Here is a 16,268-nt window from a genome sequence, read left to right as displayed (position 1 = left end):
TGAAGGCCGAAAGCCGGTAGCCACGGCCGTCACCGCACGGCTCGCCGCTTGCGGTAGACACATGCCGAAAATCGCCGGCAGCGTCTGCGCGCCGCTGCGGCCCGCCGAACCTCAGACGAAGAAAACGCGCGATCGCCATCAACAAACCTCCCGACATCAGGCTTCCTGCCTTCCAATATGGAGGATTGTTGATATTTATGGTCAAGTTATTTGCAAGCGAAAGGTTCTCACGCCGGCATGAAAAAATCGCAAGCCAAACGCTTCAAGCTTCCGCCGCTCAGTGTGCTGCCGGCCTTCTCGGCGACGGCGCGCACGGGCAGCCTGACGCTCGCAGCCGCGGAGATGCACCTGACGCCGGGCGCGGTCAGCCGCCAGATCAAGGCACTTGAAGACGCACTGGGCACGCCGCTTTTTCACCGCAGCCACAATGCGATCGCGCTGACGGCCGCCGGGCGACAGTTCCTCACCCACGTGAACGGGGCGCTCGCCACACTTGAGACGGGCGCGCGCGCGGTCAGCCCCGAACGCTCGCGCCTGGTGATCCAGGCGCCGATCACCATTGCCCGCCGTTGGCTGATCCCCCGGATCGGTTCCTACCGGCAGGCGCATCCGAGCGAAGATCTCGTCATCCAGTCCCTGGCGCTGGGTGCTGCCGAACCGGCGGATATCACGATCACCTATCGCCGCTGCGGCGACAGCGACGATCACGCGCTGGCCTTTCTGGTGGATCGAACGCTCGCCGTGTGCTCACCGCAGTTCTTTGCGCGATCGGAACGCGAACTCGACACCCGCGACGTGCTCGGCCTGCCGATCCTTCTCGACACGGCCGACGCCTGGTCCTGGCGGCGCTGGTGCGATGCGGCTGCGATCCCTTTCGAGCCGAAGGGCGGCAGCATCGGCTTCGACACGGACGAGGCCGCAATCGACGCCTGCATTTCCGGCCTAGGAATTGCTCAGGTCAGCCCGGCCTTCATCGAGAAGGAGCTGCGAAGCGGCCAGCTGATCGCGCTTTGCCCATCGATCTCGCCGATCGTCGGCGCCTATGAGATCGCGAGGCGCGCGCCGTCAGGCACGCCGGACAGCTTTTCCACATGGCTTTCCCAATGGGGCCACGCGGAAATCTAGCCGGGAACGCTACTCCGCACGCGACGCCGTCATGAGCTTTTCTTCGGGAGGCCGAGGATTTCGCGTACGCCGTTCTTGGTGAAGGGCTGCGCCAGTTGTGCCAGGAAGCCTCGGGCGATCTGGCCCTTGATGCCGATGTTAGTGGAGGACGGACGGTCAGGGTTGTAGTATGTGCCGAACAAAAGGTCCCAGACCACGACGTTCTCGCCGTAGTTCATGTTGCCCTCGCGAAGGTCCTTCGAGTGATGCCAGCGGTGCAGCCGCGGCGTGCTGAAGAGATAGTCGAAGGGGCCGGTGCGCATATCGACGTTGCAATGGGTAAGAATGCCCATGAAGGCCGTGACCGCGCCGAGCCACCAGAAAACGTGCAACGGAGCGCCCAGGCAATAGAGCGGGATCTGGCTCATGGCGATCTTGAACAGCGAATCGGCCACGTGGAAGCGGCCGGTATTGATGACCCAGAGCCGAACGACGCTGTGATGCAGCGCGTGAAACCGCCAGAAGAACAGCTTTTCGTGGGCGATCCGATGCGACCAATAGAGGCCGAATTCGGCAACGACCACGGCGATAGCCACCTGAAACACCATCGGCCAATCCGATGGCCAGAGACCAAACTTGAGCGCTGCGAGCGGCTGCAGGATGTTGGCGGCATACATGGGAAAGACGGCGGCGATCAGGCCAGCCGCCTGCAGCAGGCCCTTCGTCGCCAGCGTGTGGCCGATATCGTTCACCGTTTCGCCATCCGATTGCAGCCAGCCCCGCTCGTAGGGAATGTAGCGTTCGAGAAGAAACAGGATGAAGACGGCAGCCGCATAGACCGCCACGAATCCGACCATCGGTTTCGCGCTCGCGAACGCGTAGTAGGCGCCGAGCAGTCCACCGAAAAACACCAGCGGCCAGGACAGATACCCAAGCACTAATCTGAAAACCTGTCCGAGCCTCGACACGGTGGCTCTGCGCTCTGCCTTCATCAACGATGCTCCATCCATTCAAGCAGTTCCCGGCATGTGCGCGGCCGGCCGTCGCTGACGCGTCCGTTGCTGCATGCATCCAGGCGATGGTCCTGCTCGGACCAGCCGCCTCGTCCATGCCGGTACATGCGTCTGATCTCGGCGCAGGTTCGCGGCGTTCCATCACTTAGCCGACCATCACGACAGGGATCGTACAAAGGCTGCACGGTCCGATACGGATTGTCCGCAATCCACATTCCCTTTTCTTCGGCATGGCTCGGGCTCGCGCTGAAGAGGATCATCCACATCGGTAAAATGGCCAGGCGCATCGACAACGTCCTTTGTTGAAACGTTGCACGAGCTTTGCGGGGGGTGGGTTGCACCAGCATTGCAGGAGACGGGAAGATGCAATCAGTTGCTGGAGGATGCAACCGCCCATTGACGATGAAAAAAGAATCTATCATTCTCTTTTCATCGTCAATGGAATCTGGACAGATGCGCGCGCCCAATCTCGAATTTTCGCAACAGGAAACGGACGACTTTTCCGCGCTGGACGCAACGGAACAGGCGCGTCTCGTCTCGACGGGCCAAGCCTCGCCGCTCGAACTCGTCGATGCCGCCATCCGGCGCATCAAGCGGATCGAGCCGCACGTCAACGCCCTTGCATCCACGGATTTCGACCAAGCGCGCAAGTGCGCCGGAGCTCTTCGGCCGCACGCGGACATGCCGTTCCCGGGCGTACCGACCCTGCTCAAGGATCTGCTTGCCTACCCCGGCCATCCGGCCGGCTTCGGCTCTCGCCTCTTCAAGGGACAGCCCGCCCAAGGCGGATCGGATTACACGGACGCAATCGACAAGGCCGGTCTGATCGTTCTTGGAAAGACGACCACATCGGAGTTCGGCCTGCTCGGCACCACCGAAACCCTCGCCCATGGAGCGACGCGCAACCCCTGGAATTTTGCCCTTTCGACCGGCGGCTCGTCCGGCGGCGCGGTGGCGGCCGTTGCCTCCAGCATGGTGCCTATCGCCCACGCGTCCGACGGCGGCGGCTCGATCCGTGGCCCCTCCTCCTTCTGCGGGCTATTCGGTTTCAAGCCGAGCCGGGACCGCACGGTGAATGCCGGCCTGCCGCCGGCGATGCCGACGGCGCGGCTGATCAGCGACCATTGCGTCAGCCGTTCCGTGCGCGACAGCGCCGCGTGGCTGGCGGCGACCGAGCGGCAGGACCTGGCGCGGCCAATGCCTGCGATCGACGATATGCGCCGCGGCCCGCAGAAGCGGCTGCGCATTGGCGTCTATCGCCATGATGTTTTCGGGCGCGGCGTGTCTGAAGCGGTCGAGGACGCGCTCAACGCGGCGATCACGTTGTGCACGGTTTTGGGGCACGAGGTCGTCGAATGCGCGGGGCCTGACGTCAACGCGCAGGAAACCAGCCGCGCCTTTTTCAATCTGACCGGGATCGTTCTGTCCGGCCTGTTCGACCAGGTCGCGGCCACAATGGGCGGCGCCTTCGACGAGACCTTGTTCGAGCCCTACACGGTCGAGCTCGTCCGCCGCGCGAGGCGGCTGCCGGAGGCGGCAATCATGGAGGCGATCGGCGCGACGAAGAGGGCCGAGGCGAGCGCAAATCAGACGATCTCCGGCTATGACGTGCTGCTTTCGCCCACCGTCCCCTTCACGGCCTTTCCGCTGGGGACGCAAGGACCGACCGAGGATGCAGACCAACTCATCGCGTTTACGGAACGCCTCGCCGGCTTCACCAATGTGGCGTCCTTTGCCGGATGGCCCGCCATGTCGGTGCCGCTTTGCTGGTCGCGCGAGGGGCTGCCGGTCGGCTGCCATTTCGCTGCAGCAACGGGCGAGGACGCGCTGCTCTTCTCACTCGCCTTCCAGCTGGAAGAAGCTGCCCCCTGGCAACCAAGGCTCACCGAGCTTGCAGAAAGGCTCGCATGCCCCAGCGCCTGAAGCAGGAAGTGCGCGAGCGTCTGCTTGCGGCAGCGGCAGCGGTGTTTGCCGAGCAAGGGTTCGAAAAGGCCCGGCTGGCCGATGTGGCGGAACGGGCGGGTACGAGTTCGAGCAACATCTACAAGTACGTCGCCGACAAGGAAGCGCTGTTTTATGAGATCGTGACGCCGGCGCTCGCCGGGCGATTGTTGCGCCTGCTGCGCGCCCGTGTACGAGAACTGCGATCGATCGGCGATTGGCTGCAGGCCGATGCTTCCGGATCCGAACGTGCCCGGGCGCTGCTGTCCTTCTGGATCGACCAGCGGCTCGTGGTGCTGATCCTGCTTCGCGGGGCCGATGGGACGCGCTACGCCCATGTCCGCAAGCTGATGATCCGGGAGATGGTGCGGCTGGCTTCCGGCTACCTGACCGACAATGGCGGCGAGCAAGCCCTGACGCCTTTGATGGGTTTCATGCTCGAGCGAACCTTCACTCGAACGCTGGACACCATTGCCGATACGCTCAGCGAATACAGCGACGCCCCGTCTATCCAGTCGGCCATTTCGCTCTTCTGGCGCTACCAGCTTGCGGGGCTGCAATCGCTTCTGGACCCGGACGCGTTGGGCGGTGATCGTCAAGCCTTCACAGGCCCCGATCAGTCGTCCGAATAGCGCTCCTCGCGCCACGGGTCGCCGCGCATGTGGTAGCCGTTCCGCTCCCAGAAGCCGGGCATGTCGCCTTCGCGAAAATCGATACGCGTCAGCCACTTGGCACTCTTCCACAGATAAAGATGCGGAACGACGAGCCGCATCGGTCCGCCATGGGTGCGGCCGATCGGTTGGCCCTCCCAGTCGGTCGCAAGGATCGCGTCTTCGGAGGCGAAATCCGCAAGCGGCATGTTCGTGGTGTAGCCGTCATAGCTCGTCAGCATGACATGGCTCGCTTCGGGCTTCGGCATCACCTGGTCGAGCAGATCACGCGTGGCCACGCCCTGCCAGCGGTTGTCGTAGCGCGACCACGTCGTCACGCAATGCATGTCGGAGAGACGGTCGCTCTGCGGCAAAGCCTTGAAGGCGGCCCAGTCGAGCGACAGGGGATGCTCGATATGGCCGGTGATATCGAGACGCCAGCTTTCCGTCCGGATGATCGGCTGCTGGCCGAGGTCGAGCACCGGCCAGTCCTTGACCAGGTGTTGCCCGGGCGGAAGGCGCTCGTCCTCGGGGCGCACGATCCGCCCCGTCAGGAACTTGCCATCGGCGGCCCAGCGCCGCTTCGTCGTCGTGAGCTTGGTTTCCGGCGGCTGCGTATCGTCAGTCATAGTGGTCCACTCCCAGCCCGAATTCACACCCCAGGCGAGATAGAAAGCGCGTCGGGGCGTGGCGTCAAGCGCAAGGATGCCGCCAGCGCTATCTCAGTACGCCGCGCAAGGCTGCTTGTCTCCTTGAGTAGCGGCAGATAACGCCAGACCATCTCCGTCGCGGCGACGTGCGAGCGGGTGAAGCGTGGACGCATGGCCGCTGGCGTGCCGCATCCATACGCACTTCAAGCCAGCCTTGAAAAGCCAAACGGCCCCCTGCCAAGGTCACCCATGACCCGGACAGGCGGCCGCTTGGGTCGACTGCGTTCAATCAGAACTTGACGCTCAGATTTGCCTTGACGCTCTGGTCGCTGACACCTCCGCCGAATTGACCTGTGTAGGTCAAACCGAGGGTCGCCTCCGGCGCGACGGCGAAATCGAGGCCGGCTTCAAGCACCGCTGTGTTTTCGGCGATCGGGACGCCGGCGATGACAAACGTGCTCGCCGGCGAGAACCCGTTCGACGACAGCGGCAAGGTGTCGCCGAAGGCATGTCTCCAGCCGATGGTGCCACGAGCCGTCGCCAGCACGCCGCCAAGGTCGAAGCTGGACGCCGCGCGAAGACCAAGGGTCGTAAACGTCGTGTCCTGCGACGCGTCCTTGCCGAATAGCGCGGCGGCTCCACCCCGCTCGGCAAAGCCGTCGCGATTGAGATGCACATAGGCCAGGTTGGCAAACGGCTCCAGATCGACCGACCCGGCCGTGAACGCATAGGCGAACTCGCCGAAGACCTGGCCCGTCCCGGCGCTGTAGTCGGCATCGAGGCTGTCCGTGAAGCCCGGGAACGAAACGGTGCGGTTCGTCTCGATATCGTGCCAGCTATAGGCGGCGCCGGTTCTAAGCGACGCATCGCCCCAACGTCCGCCGGCATAGATGCCCAGATGATAGTTGTCCGAGGTGGCCGAAGAGAACCGCGCATCGATGTCCATCGAGGAACGCGAGTAGCCGGCAAGCGCGCCTACGGTCCATTCGTCCACCTGCGTATCCGCACCGACGAAGAAGCCGCCGATGGAGCGATCCGCCTTGGCGGCATTGCCGTCACCGTCGATCCGTCCCCAGGAACCGAAGCCCTGGCTCCACAGAGCAAGTTCGCCGCTCTCGATAGCGCCGGTGATCTCGCTCGATTGCTTCGCCGCCACGGTGCCGAGCACGGTGCGCAGACGATCGTTCGCGGCATCACGCAGGAACCGGCTGTCCTCGATCAGGATCGACTGGAACGAGCTGTGCACTTCGCCGGAAAGCAGATCGAAGGCCGTGCGCGCCGCCTCGGGCGTTGCGGCAAACGCCACCGCGTTGAAGATGGGGTTGGCAAAACCGAGCCCTTCGACACCGACGCTGGTGGCGGTCTGGTTGCGGGTCTGGCCGACGCTTGCAAAGCTGATATCGTTGCGGGTCAGCTTGAGCGAAAGGTCGTTGCCGTCGCCGCCGCTGTAGTCGACGGTCGGATCGAGGAACACCAGGTTGTCGACGATCGACGCAAAGGTGCCGGTGATCGTGCCGGAACTCGTCTTGTCGATGAGGATGAACGGGCCATTGACCGGGTTCCAGCTCGACGCCGTGTTGGGCGAAAGCAGGAGATCAAGGGTCCCACCGGAGATGTCGACGCTGCCCGAAACGACCAGCTTATCGGTGGCGGTGGGCGAGCCTTCGATCTGCAGAACCCCGTTGTTGGTGTAATTGCCGGCGATCGTCTGCGTGCCGATCGAGTTGCCCGGAGCGTGGACGCCGCCAGCCTGGATGGTCGTGTTGCCAAGCGTGCCGGTGCCGCCAAGACGCGCTCCGCGCCGGATCGTGGTCAGGCTGGAGTTCGCGAGCGAACCGTTGACGATCAGTTCGCCCGAGGTGATGTCTGTCGCGCCGGTAAAGGTGTTTGCGCCTGTCAGGGTCAGCTTGCCCGTGCCCGCCTGGGTCAGCGTGCCGTTGCCCGAGACCGCGCCGGCATAGGTCACGTCGTTCGAGCGGTTGTAGATCAGCGCGCCGTCGTTGGTGATCGAGCCGACGAATTTGCCGGTTCCGCCGATCCAGCCGGTCGTGCCGCCGTTGCCGAGTTGCAGCGTGCTGCCGGTGCCGATCGTCACCGCACCCGATGTGCTGTTGTTGGCCGTGAGCGTCAGCGTGCCCGCTCCGATCTGCGAGAACGACCCGGGGCCGGTGATCGAGCCGGCATAGGTCGAATTGGCCGAGCTGTTGAAGACGAGGGCACCGTAGTTGGTGACATTGGATGCGAGGGAACCACCCGCGCCGCCATCGCCGATCTGCAGCGTCGCCCCCTGGGAAATGCCGGCGCCGCCGGTAAAGCCGTTGGTGCCACTCAAGACCTGCGTGCCGGCACCGATCGAGATGCCACCGGTACCGTTGATCGTGCCCGAGAACGTGCCGGTCGCGTTATTGATGATCAGCGTTTTGCTACCGAGCACAACCTGCCCACTGCCGGCAAGCGACTTGACCTGTGCGGAAGCCGCAGCCGAGACGTCGAAGGTGCCATCGGCCGTCAAACCGCTCGAGGCGTTGATCCGACCCTGACCCGAAAGCGCGAGCGTGCCGCCGGCTCCGATGCTCGTCGCCCCGGTATAGGTGTTCATGCCCGTCAGCGTCAGCGTGCCGTTGCCCACCTTGTTGAGGCCGCTGCCGGTCGCGCCATCCTGCAGCACCGAGCCGATCGTGGTTGCGACGCCGTTGCCGACATTGATCGTCGCCGCCGTGCCGCTTGCCGGATTGAAGCTGAGCACCCCGCCATTGATGGTGTAGCCGCTGCCATCGTTGGTCGCGGAGAACTGCAGCGTATCGAAGCTCTGTGTGCCGACAACATTGACGGTGCCGCCGGCGGCACCGGCAAAGACGCCGACAGAGCCGCCGAAGCTGCCGTTGATGTTGGCGCGCCCCGGAGCGCCGGTCCAGTTGGTGCCACCAGACGTCCAGGTGCCGGTACCGCCGTTGACGGTACCGTTGCCCGTCGTGTCGCCGCCATCCCAGAAGTGCATCGTCTGGCCGGCGCCGAGCACCGACAAATTGACCTGCTTGGCAATGCCGGTCTGGACCTGTTGGCTGGCGATCGTGAAGCTAGGAACCGTCGACGTCGCGGTCGTCGTCGCAAAACTGCCCGACAGCGCGCCGTCATATTCGAACAGCCGGTAGTAACCGGCCGATGCCACCTGCGCGTTCAGTGCGCCGCCGAGCGTCAGGTTGCCGCCGACCTTCACCAGATCGTTGCTGCCGACGCTGCCGACGAGCCCAGGCGTATTGAGCTCGAAAACCGAATTGGAGCCGGCATTGAGCGTCAGATCGCCACCGATCGTGATTGTGCCCGGGCTGTTGCCGGCCGAGAGCGTGCCATCGACGACGACGCTGCCGCCGATCCTGCCCGATCCCCCGAGCGTACCGCCGGTGCCGACATTGACGTTGCCGCCAAGCTGGCCGTTGACATAGGTCGTGCCCGACGTCACCGACGTTGCTCCAGCGAACAGCGAACTATCCCCCGTCAGCGTCAGCTTGCCCGTTCCCGCCTGCGAAATCGTGCCGGTGCCCGAGACCTTGCCGGCATAGCTGACATTGTTCGAGCGGTTGTAGACCAGCGCGCCATTGTTGGTGATCGAGCCGACAAAGTTCCCCGTGCCGCCGATCCAGCCTGTGGTGCCACCATTGCCGAGCTGCAGCGTGCTGCCTGTGCCGATCGTCACCGCTCCGCGCGTGCTGCTGGTCGCCGTCAGTGTCAGCGTGCCGCTGCCGATCTGCGAGAATGTGCCGTTGCCGGTGATCTCGCCGCCATAGGTCACGTCATCGGAGCGGTTAAAGATCACCGAGCCGCCGTTGGTAATGTTCGACACGAGCGAGCCACCCGTGCCGCCATTGCCGATCTGCAACGTCGCGCCAGTATTCGTACCTGCGCCACCGGCAAAGGTATTGGTACCCGTCAGGACCTGCGTGCCGGCCATGACATTGATGCCACCGGTGCCGTTGATCGCGCCCGAGAACGTACCCGTGGCGTTGTGGATGATCAGATATTGACTTCCAAGCGTGACCTGTCCGCTGCCGGCCAGCGACCTGACCTGTGCAGAAGCGGCGGCGGAAACGTCGAAGGTGCCGTTCACCGTCAATCCGCTGGAGGCATTGATGCGTCCCTGGCCCGATAGCGCCAGCGTACCGCCCGCCCCGATGCTCGTCGCCCCGGTATAGGTGTTCATGCCCGTCAGCGTCAGCGTGCCGCTGCCGGATTTGATGAGCGAGCCGTCGCCCGTAATCGTATTGTTGATCCTGCCGTTGCTGTTCTGGTCGATCGTCAGGCTGGCGGTATTGTTGATCGCGATGTTGCCGGAAAGACCCGGGTTCGCCGCAGAGAACCGGAACGTGTTGGCGCCGCCATCGAAGGTCATGGCGTTGGCGGTCCCGCCATTGCCGCCGATGATCGAACCGGATGCGCCGAGAGTCACGTCCAGGTTTCGACCGAAGATCCCAGCTCCGTGCACGCCGCCGGTCCCGCCGGTTCCAACCACACCGCCCGTCACGCTGCCGCTGTTGATGATCACCGTGCCGCCGTTCAGCGCGCTGATGCCGTGACCGCCGTCGCCATTGAACTTTTCGAGAATGTGACCGCCGGCGCCGGCATTGCCGCCGTTGCCGGCCGTGACGTTCGTGTTCACCGTCAATGTGCCGCCACCGACGAGCGCCGCGCCGTCGCCACCGTCGCCGCCGCTGCCACCGATACCGATAGCCCCCGACGCTGCCCCGCCAGCACCGCCGTGTCCGCCCCGCCCACCGGAAACTGCCGGTCCGGTTATGCTCTCCGTTCCCCCGGCGGCAACAATCCGGCCGTATCCGCCGGCCCCGCCGCCACCGCCGTCCCCGTTCGGAGACGTGCCTCCATCGCCACCGCGGCCAGCGACATTGCCGACGCTGCCGTGCGCACCGCCGCCGCCACCCGCACCGCCGCCAAAGTCGCTGCCGTTGCCGATGCCGCTTCCGCCGGTTCCTCCGTTCGGGCTGCCGCTGGTGCCGCCGGCACCACCAGTGCCGCCAACCCCGGCGCCGCTCTGGCTTCCCGCGCCACCGGCCGCACCCGGCCCGCCGCCGCCGCCGCCGTTTCCGCTATCGATGGCATCGCCGCCGGGCGTTCCCTGCAGGTTGCCGTCGACGCTGCCGCCGGCGCCGCCCCAACTCCCGCCGGTGCCGCCCTTGCCTGCCGCATGCGCGACCGGAACGGACGCGACCATGCCGAGAGCAAGGCCGGTGGCTGCGAACAACCACAGAGCGGTGCTGTTCATCAGCAAGCGCCGGCTACTGGTTACCGAACGACGCGTCGTCCGCCGCCGATCGTTGCGCGCTTCGCTCTCACGTCCGCTTCCCAAGCCCTGATTCTGACAATTGATCTTTTTCAAAGGCTTGCCCCCGCCATCGTTCAAAAATGTCCCAGGAAGCTCGCTTGCATAGCAACCCTACAGCGGCAACGCCTTATCGACGAAACAACCTACGGGTTCGACGAAGCGACAAACCCCGATATCAGCCTCTGTGGAAAATTCAGATGCCGAGACGACTGCGCAATTCCTGCCTGTAGGGGCGGGACACGGTCCAGGATTCGTCTGTTCTGCGCAGACGCACGACCCAGGCCTGTTTCGTCGGACCGGAATGACGGTCCAGCTCGGTCACGTGCGACAGGTTGACCACCGCGGTCCGATGGATGCGCAGGAAGTTCGCCTTGGGCAAAAGGCCGATCCAGAATGAAAGCGGACGAAGATCCAGCACCGCGGCTTCGTCCTTCAGCCAGACCTGGGTGTAGTCCTTGGCAGAGCGAAGCCCGACGATCGCAGACAGCGGCACGCCGCGGGTGCGTCCCGGCATATGCAGATGGACGAGCGCGCCTATCTCAGCCGACGTCGTTGCGCCAGCATCGTCCCGGTCGCCATATGTCCGCGTGCGCCCGTAGCGCGCGATCCCGATCAGCTTTGCACAGCGGACGAGCTGGTGGATTTCTTCGACCGGCCACCGACGCACCGCCCGCGTCGCATCGAAACCGATGCAGCCACGCAACGTGCCCTCGTGAAAAACCGGGACGCAGAGAACGCTCTTGTCATTCTGGCGAAGCATTTCCGCCTGAAGCGCCCGCGCCGGACGCGGTAGCCTTGCGACATCGTTGATCATGACCGCCTTGCCCGCCACCAGCCACTGATGGAGCCAGCCGATCATCGTCACCGGCGTCTGCTGCAGGTCCCCGACATGTGACGACACCTCGCCTCGCACCCATTCGTCAGTGTTGCGGAAGCGCAGAAGATCGTCGGTGTATTCGAACATCCACGCCCGGTCGGCGCCGGCAAGCTTGCCGGTTTCCTCCAGGATCGCGGCGATCGCCGCGTTGGCCGGAGAACCGATGAGGTGGGTGGCGGCCAGATAGGCCCAGTCTCGTGTGGGCTGCGCCACGGCGGGGCAAGGCGGCTCGTTCGTCGCGATCAGTTCGTAGGGCGGCAGGCCTATGGAATGATCGGACCGGTGCAATTGCTCATTCATGACGCTCGATATGGAAAGGCGAAAAGGGATCGCTCAGCAAAAATTCGGGTTTCCCGGCGGTCCGGGTCGCAACAATGACAGCAACGCCCAGACATCGCCGAGAGCGGCGCTGGACAAAATTCGACAAATACCTGGCTCTTGCGGCGCGATGGCCCCCTCCATCGTCCTGTGCCGGCGTTTCTCACCGCCAGCACCACCCGCGTGGACCACTAAAATTTGTAGGTTAAATAAATGCAAGCGTAAACTGCATCGCCCGGTGGCTCATTTTTGGGTATTCCGGCCGTTCGGTCGCTACCCAAATCTATGCTTGCCGATGGAATGAGCTGCAGACCAAGCGGTCCGGAGCAGATGAACGGCATTGGCGCCAATGGAACGGCCTGACACGAGACGACGTGCACAGACCCAAGGGTGCCCATACTCAAATCCCCCATGCTCGTTGCCAGCCGTTCCGATCACCATCAATCGGCGCCAGCAAGGACCAGGTCCTGCGGTGCTGGCGTGCTTCCAACGCGCGACAGCAAAACATCAAGCGCCGACGCAGGGAGCTGTTATCTCAGCACCAGCCGGAGCGCCCCTTGCGTTTCCTTGAGCAGCGGCAGGTAACGCTCAACCATCTCCGCTGCGGCCACGTGGGCTGCCGGCGCGCCGATGTTTAGCGCCGCAACGATCCGGCCGCGGTCGTTTTCGAGCGGCACTGCGATCGAACAGAGACCGAGTTCGAGTTCCTGATCAATCAACGCATAGCCCTGGTCGCGCACACGGCGAAACTCGGCGATCAGGTCCTCCGGATCGGTCTTCGTATAGGGCGTGTTTGCCTTGAGGTTCGATCGGGCAAGGATCTCTCGTGCCTCATGCTCCGGCAGTGCCGCGAGCCATACCCGCCCCATGGAGGCGCAATAGGCCGGCAGGCGCGACCCCGTCGTCAGGTTGATCGACATCACCCGCTTTTGCGAGGCGCGGGCGATGTAGACGATCTCGGTTCCATCCAAGACCGAGGCCGAGGCGCTCTGCCCGGCGCGGTCGGACAATTGGTCGAGATAAGGTTGGATGATCGTCGGCAGCGGCGTTGCCGAGAGATAGGCATGGCCAAGGCGCAGGATCTTCGGCGTCAGCGCGAAGAACTTGCCGTCATAGTCTGCATAGCCGAGCTCGGAGAGGGTCAGCAGCGACCGGCGCACCGTCGCCCGGTCAAGCCCGGTAATCCTTGACGCCTCGGCAATCGACAGTTTCGGCCGGGTTTCATCGAAGGCTTCGATCACTGCCAACCCGCGCGCAAAGCCGCTGACGAAGTCCGTTTCCCGCATCCTTGCCTCCCAAATCATCGCCAACGATTTTGTGCGATATACGAACAAAAGTCAAATATCGCACAAAATAATTGACCGAGCGTTTCGATCGGCGCTTATTGGCATCCGGAAGAGGAAGGCGCCGGCTGCCCGTGGGGCGACGAAGGCCACGAACAGATCACTGAGACCAAGAGAGGAAACATGGCGAAGATCGTTTCGCTCGCCGAGGCTGTCGGCGACAATGTCAGGGATGGCGACACCGTCGCCATGGAAGGCTTCACCCATCTGATCCCCTATGCCGCGGGGCATGAGGTGATCCGCCAGGGTCGCAAGGACCTCTATCTGGTGCGTATGACGCCGGACATTCTCTATGACCAGCTGATCGGCGTGGGTGCGGCGCGTGGCATGAAGTTTTCCTGGGGCGGCAATCCCGGCGTCGGCTCGCTGCATCGCTTCCGCGACGCCGTCGAAAACCAATGGCCGCGGCCGCTGGAGATCGAGGAGCATTCCCACGCGGCGATGGCCAACGCCTATGAGGCGGGTGCCGCCAACCTGCCGTTTGCGACGCTGCGTGGTTACATCGGCGCCGACCTGCCGAAGGTAAACCCCAACATCAAGTCGGTCACCTGCCCGTTTACCGGCGAAGTGCTTGCGGCCGTACCGGCGATCCGCCCTGACGTCACGATCATTCATGCGCAACGCGCAGACAGGAAGGGCAACGTGCTGATCGAAGGCATCGTCGGCGTGCAGAAGGAGGCGGTTCTTGCCGCCAAGCGCTCGATCGTCACGGTGGAGGAGATCGTCGACGAGCTCAACCCACCGTCGCCCAACTCCCTCGTGCTGCCCCGCTGGGCCGTCACATCGGTTGCTCACGTTCCGGGCGGCGCCTTCCCGTCCTATGCGCACGGTTACTACCCGCGCTCCAACGCCTTCTACATCGGCTGGGACGAGATCGCCCGCGACCGCGATAGCTTCACCGCCTGGATCAAGGAAAACGTGCTCGACGCCAGGCCGGAAGATTTCGCCAAGCATGCCGGCAACAAACCGGCAAAAGCGGCCTGAGGGAGGATAGAATGAGCGACTTCACCCCTACCGAAATGATGACCATCGCCGCTTCCCGGGCGCTTTCCAACGACGACGTCTGCTTCGTTGGCATCGGCGCGCCCTCGGCCGCCTGCAACGTCGCGCGGCTGACGCATGCACCCGATATCACGCTGATCTACGAGAGCGGCACGGTCGGCACCAAGCCGGATGTGCTGCCGCTTTCGATCGGCGACGGCGAACTCTGCGACACGGCCCTTTTCACCGTGTCGGTGCCGGAGATGTTCCGCTACTGGCTGCAGGGCGGGCGTATCACGACAGGCTTCCTCGGTGGCGCCCAGATCGACAAGTTCGCCAACCTCAACACCACGGTCGTCGGCCCCTATGACCACCCGAAGGTGCGTCTGCCCGGTGGTGGCGGCGCTCCGGAGATTGCCTCCAATTGCGGCCGCATCTTCATCACCATGGCGCTCTCCAGGCGCGGCTTCGTCGAGAAGCTGCCCTTCATTACCTCCATGGGCCACGGCGACGGCGGCGACCACCGCGAACGGTTGGGCATGAAGACCAAGGGACCGACGCGCGTCATCACCGACCTCTGCATCCTGGAGCCGCATCCGCAAACCAAGGAACTGACCGTCGTTTCGATCCATCCCGGCGTCACGCGCGAGCAGATCGTCGAGAATTGCGGCTGGGCGATCAGGTTCGCCGAGGAAGTGATCGAGACGCCGGCCCCGTCCGAACTCGAACTCAAGACCCTTCGTGACATCAACGCTCGCACCAAGAAGGCGCATCAGGGCGACAAGGAGGCTGCGTGATGGCCGAGGCTTTCATCTGCGACTACATCCGCACCCCGATCGGCCGGTTCGGCGGCTCACTCTCATCGGTGCGGGCCGACGATCTCGGCGCAATTCCGCTGAAGGCACTGATGGAGCGTAATGCCGATGTCGACTGGGACGCCGTCGACGACGTGATCTTCGGCTGCGCCAACCAGGCGGGCGAGGACAACCGCAACGTCGCGCGCATGTCGCTGCTCCTGGCCGGCCTGCCGGTCGGCGTCACCGGGACGACGATCAACCGGCTTTGCGGCTCCGGCATGGATGCGGTCATCACGGCAGCCCGCGCCATCAAATCGGGCGAAGCCGAGCTGATGATCGCCGGTGGCGTCGAGAGCATGTCACGCGCGCCCTTCGTGATGCCGAAGGCCGATGCCGCCTTCTCCCGCAACGCCGAAATCTACGACACGACCATCGGCTGGCGCTTCATCAATCCCCTGATGAAGAAGCAATATGGCGTCGATTCGATGCCAGAGACGGGCGAGAACGTCGCGGCTGACTTTCACGTCAGCCGCGAAGACCAGGATGCGTTTGCTGTGCGCAGCCAGGCAAAGGCAGCGGCCGCGCAGGCCAATGGCCGGCTGGCGAAAGAGATCGTTTCGGTGACGATCCCGCAGCGCAAGGGCGAGCCCGTTATCGTCGATCGCGACGAGCACCCGCGCGCGACGACGATGGAGGCGCTTGCCAAGCTCGGCACGCCCTTCAGACAAGAAGGCGGCACGGTGACCGCCGGCAACGCCTCCGGCGTCAACGATGGCGCAACGGCCCTGATCATCGCCTCGGAAGCGGCAGCGAAGAAATACGGCCTCAGGCCGATCGCCCGCATCCTCGGTGGGGCTACCGCCGGCGTACCGCCGCGCATCATGGGCTTCGGCCCGGCTCCGGCATCGAAGAAGCTGATGGCCCGCCTCGGTCTCACGCAGGCGCAATTCGACGTGATCGAACTCAACGAGGCCTTCGCCTCGCAGGGGCTCGCCACGCTTCGCGACCTCGGCATTGCCGACGACGATCCGCGCGTTAACCGCAACGGCGGCGCGATCGCGCTCGGCCACCCCCTCGGCATGTCCGGCGCCCGCATCACCGGCACGGCGGCACTCGAACTGCACGAGACCGGCGGGCGCTATTCGCTGTCGACCATGTGCATTGGCGTCGGCCAGGGCATCGCCGTGGCGCTGGAACGCGCCTGACCACGGAAAAAGTACGAAACGCAAAGAGCCCGGCCTGTTTCCAAAGCCGGGCTC

Annotated in this window: 12 protein-coding genes; 6 read left to right on the top strand and 6 right to left on the bottom strand. The window is 64.3% G+C overall.

Going from position 1 to position 16,268, the window contains the following annotated elements; genetic code table 11:
* Positions 1–237 precede the first annotated feature (237 nt).
* Complete coding sequence (locus tag IB279_RS16590) at positions 238–1,125, top strand: LysR substrate-binding domain-containing protein (RefSeq protein WP_192339359.1); 888 nt, start codon at positions 238–240, stop codon at positions 1,123–1,125.
* A gap of 29 nt (positions 1,126–1,154) precedes the next feature.
* Here the strand turns inward: IB279_RS16590 and IB279_RS16585 are convergent, their stop codons facing one another.
* Positions 1,155–2,096 carry a sterol desaturase family protein gene (locus IB279_RS16585; protein WP_060644712.1) on the bottom strand — a complete coding sequence of 314 codons (942 nt, stop codon included), beginning with the start codon at positions 2,094–2,096 and terminating at the stop codon, positions 1,155–1,157.
* Positions 2,096–2,539: a hypothetical protein gene (locus tag IB279_RS16580; protein ID WP_143556290.1), complete on the bottom strand. Its 444-nt coding sequence runs from the start codon at positions 2,537–2,539 to the stop codon at positions 2,096–2,098. Before IB279_RS16580 ends, IB279_RS16585 begins: the two co-directional genes overlap by 1 nt.
* 31 nt (positions 2,540–2,570) lie before the next feature.
* Here IB279_RS16580 and IB279_RS16575 point away from each other — a divergent pair, with 31 nt between their 5' ends.
* A complete protein-coding gene (locus IB279_RS16575) occupies positions 2,571–4,040 on the top strand; it encodes an amidase (protein WP_090296998.1) in 1,470 nt (489 codons plus the stop codon).
* The gene (locus IB279_RS16570; RefSeq protein WP_060580992.1) at positions 4,025–4,690 is read left to right on the top strand and encodes a TetR/AcrR family transcriptional regulator; all 666 of its coding nucleotides are present in this window, start codon (positions 4,025–4,027) and stop codon (positions 4,688–4,690) included. Before IB279_RS16575 ends, IB279_RS16570 begins: the two co-directional genes overlap by 16 nt.
* Here IB279_RS16570 and IB279_RS16565 read toward each other — a convergent pair.
* The 4 genes from IB279_RS16565 to IB279_RS16550 form a co-directional block, all read right to left on the bottom strand.
* Positions 4,675–5,337 (bottom strand): sulfite oxidase-like oxidoreductase, encoded by a 663-nt coding sequence (locus tag IB279_RS16565; protein WP_090296946.1) that lies wholly within the window; start codon positions 5,335–5,337, stop codon positions 4,675–4,677. The genes IB279_RS16570 and IB279_RS16565 overlap by 16 nt on opposite strands.
* A 310-nt stretch (positions 5,338–5,647) precedes the next feature.
* A complete protein-coding gene (locus IB279_RS16560; RefSeq protein ID WP_192339358.1) occupies positions 5,648–10,633 on the bottom strand; it encodes an autotransporter domain-containing protein in 4,986 nt (1,661 codons plus the stop codon).
* Between the two features lie 253 nt (positions 10,634–10,886).
* A complete protein-coding gene (locus IB279_RS16555) occupies positions 10,887–11,870 on the bottom strand; it encodes a GAF domain-containing DNA-binding protein (RefSeq protein ID WP_060580995.1) in 984 nt (327 codons plus the stop codon).
* Positions 11,871–12,418: 548 nt separating this feature from the next.
* Complete coding sequence (locus IB279_RS16550) at positions 12,419–13,174, bottom strand: IclR family transcriptional regulator (protein ID WP_060580996.1); 756 nt, start codon at positions 13,172–13,174, stop codon at positions 12,419–12,421.
* Positions 13,175–13,354: 180 nt separating this feature from the next.
* Between IB279_RS16550 and IB279_RS16545 the strand changes: the two genes are divergently transcribed.
* From IB279_RS16545 to pcaF, 3 genes are read left to right on the top strand one after another with little or no spacing between them, the layout of a single operon-like run.
* Positions 13,355–14,215, top strand: a complete 861-nt coding sequence (locus tag IB279_RS16545) for a CoA transferase subunit A (protein WP_060580997.1) — start codon at positions 13,355–13,357, stop codon at positions 14,213–14,215.
* Positions 14,216–14,226: 11 nt separating this feature from the next.
* Positions 14,227–15,009 (top strand): CoA-transferase subunit beta, encoded by a 783-nt coding sequence (locus IB279_RS16540; RefSeq protein ID WP_060522042.1) that lies wholly within the window; start codon positions 14,227–14,229, stop codon positions 15,007–15,009.
* A complete protein-coding gene (gene pcaF, locus IB279_RS16535) occupies positions 15,009–16,214 on the top strand; it encodes a 3-oxoadipyl-CoA thiolase (protein WP_060580998.1) in 1,206 nt (401 codons plus the stop codon). Before IB279_RS16540 ends, pcaF begins: the two co-directional genes overlap by 1 nt.
* Positions 16,215–16,268: the final 54 nt, after the last annotated feature.

Origin of the sequence: Ensifer sp. ENS06 (assembly GCF_014852205.1) — a bacterium.
Lineage (GTDB): Bacteria > Pseudomonadota > Alphaproteobacteria > Rhizobiales > Rhizobiaceae > Ensifer > Ensifer adhaerens.
The sequence above is the reverse complement of the archived record's forward strand: the minus strand, read 5'-3'. Positions and strand labels throughout refer to the sequence as shown.

Coding starts and splice junctions, on each gene's coding strand:
- IB279_RS16570 (WP_060580992.1), top strand. CDS start 4,025: ATGCCCCAGCGCCTGAAGCAGGAAGTGCGCGAGCGTCTGCTTGCGGCA.
- IB279_RS16590 (WP_192339359.1), top strand. CDS start 238: ATGAAAAAATCGCAAGCCAAACGCTTCAAGCTTCCGCCGCTCAGTGTG.
- IB279_RS16565 (WP_090296946.1), bottom strand. CDS start 5,337: ATGACTGACGATACGCAGCCGCCGGAAACCAAGCTCACGACGACGAAG.
- IB279_RS16580 (WP_143556290.1), bottom strand. CDS start 2,539: ATGATAGATTCTTTTTTCATCGTCAATGGGCGGTTGCATCCTCCAGCA.
- IB279_RS16585 (WP_060644712.1), bottom strand. CDS start 2,096: ATGAAGGCAGAGCGCAGAGCCACCGTGTCGAGGCTCGGACAGGTTTTC.
- IB279_RS16540 (WP_060522042.1), top strand. CDS start 14,227: ATGAGCGACTTCACCCCTACCGAAATGATGACCATCGCCGCTTCCCGG.
- IB279_RS16575 (WP_090296998.1), top strand. CDS start 2,571: ATGCGCGCGCCCAATCTCGAATTTTCGCAACAGGAAACGGACGACTTT.
- pcaF (WP_060580998.1), top strand. CDS start 15,009: ATGGCCGAGGCTTTCATCTGCGACTACATCCGCACCCCGATCGGCCGG.
- IB279_RS16545 (WP_060580997.1), top strand. CDS start 13,355: ATGGCGAAGATCGTTTCGCTCGCCGAGGCTGTCGGCGACAATGTCAGG.
- IB279_RS16555 (WP_060580995.1), bottom strand. CDS start 11,870: ATGAATGAGCAATTGCACCGGTCCGATCATTCCATAGGCCTGCCGCCC.
- IB279_RS16560 (WP_192339358.1), bottom strand. CDS start 10,633: ATGAACAGCACCGCTCTGTGGTTGTTCGCAGCCACCGGCCTTGCTCTC.
- IB279_RS16550 (WP_060580996.1), bottom strand. CDS start 13,174: ATGCGGGAAACGGACTTCGTCAGCGGCTTTGCGCGCGGGTTGGCAGTG.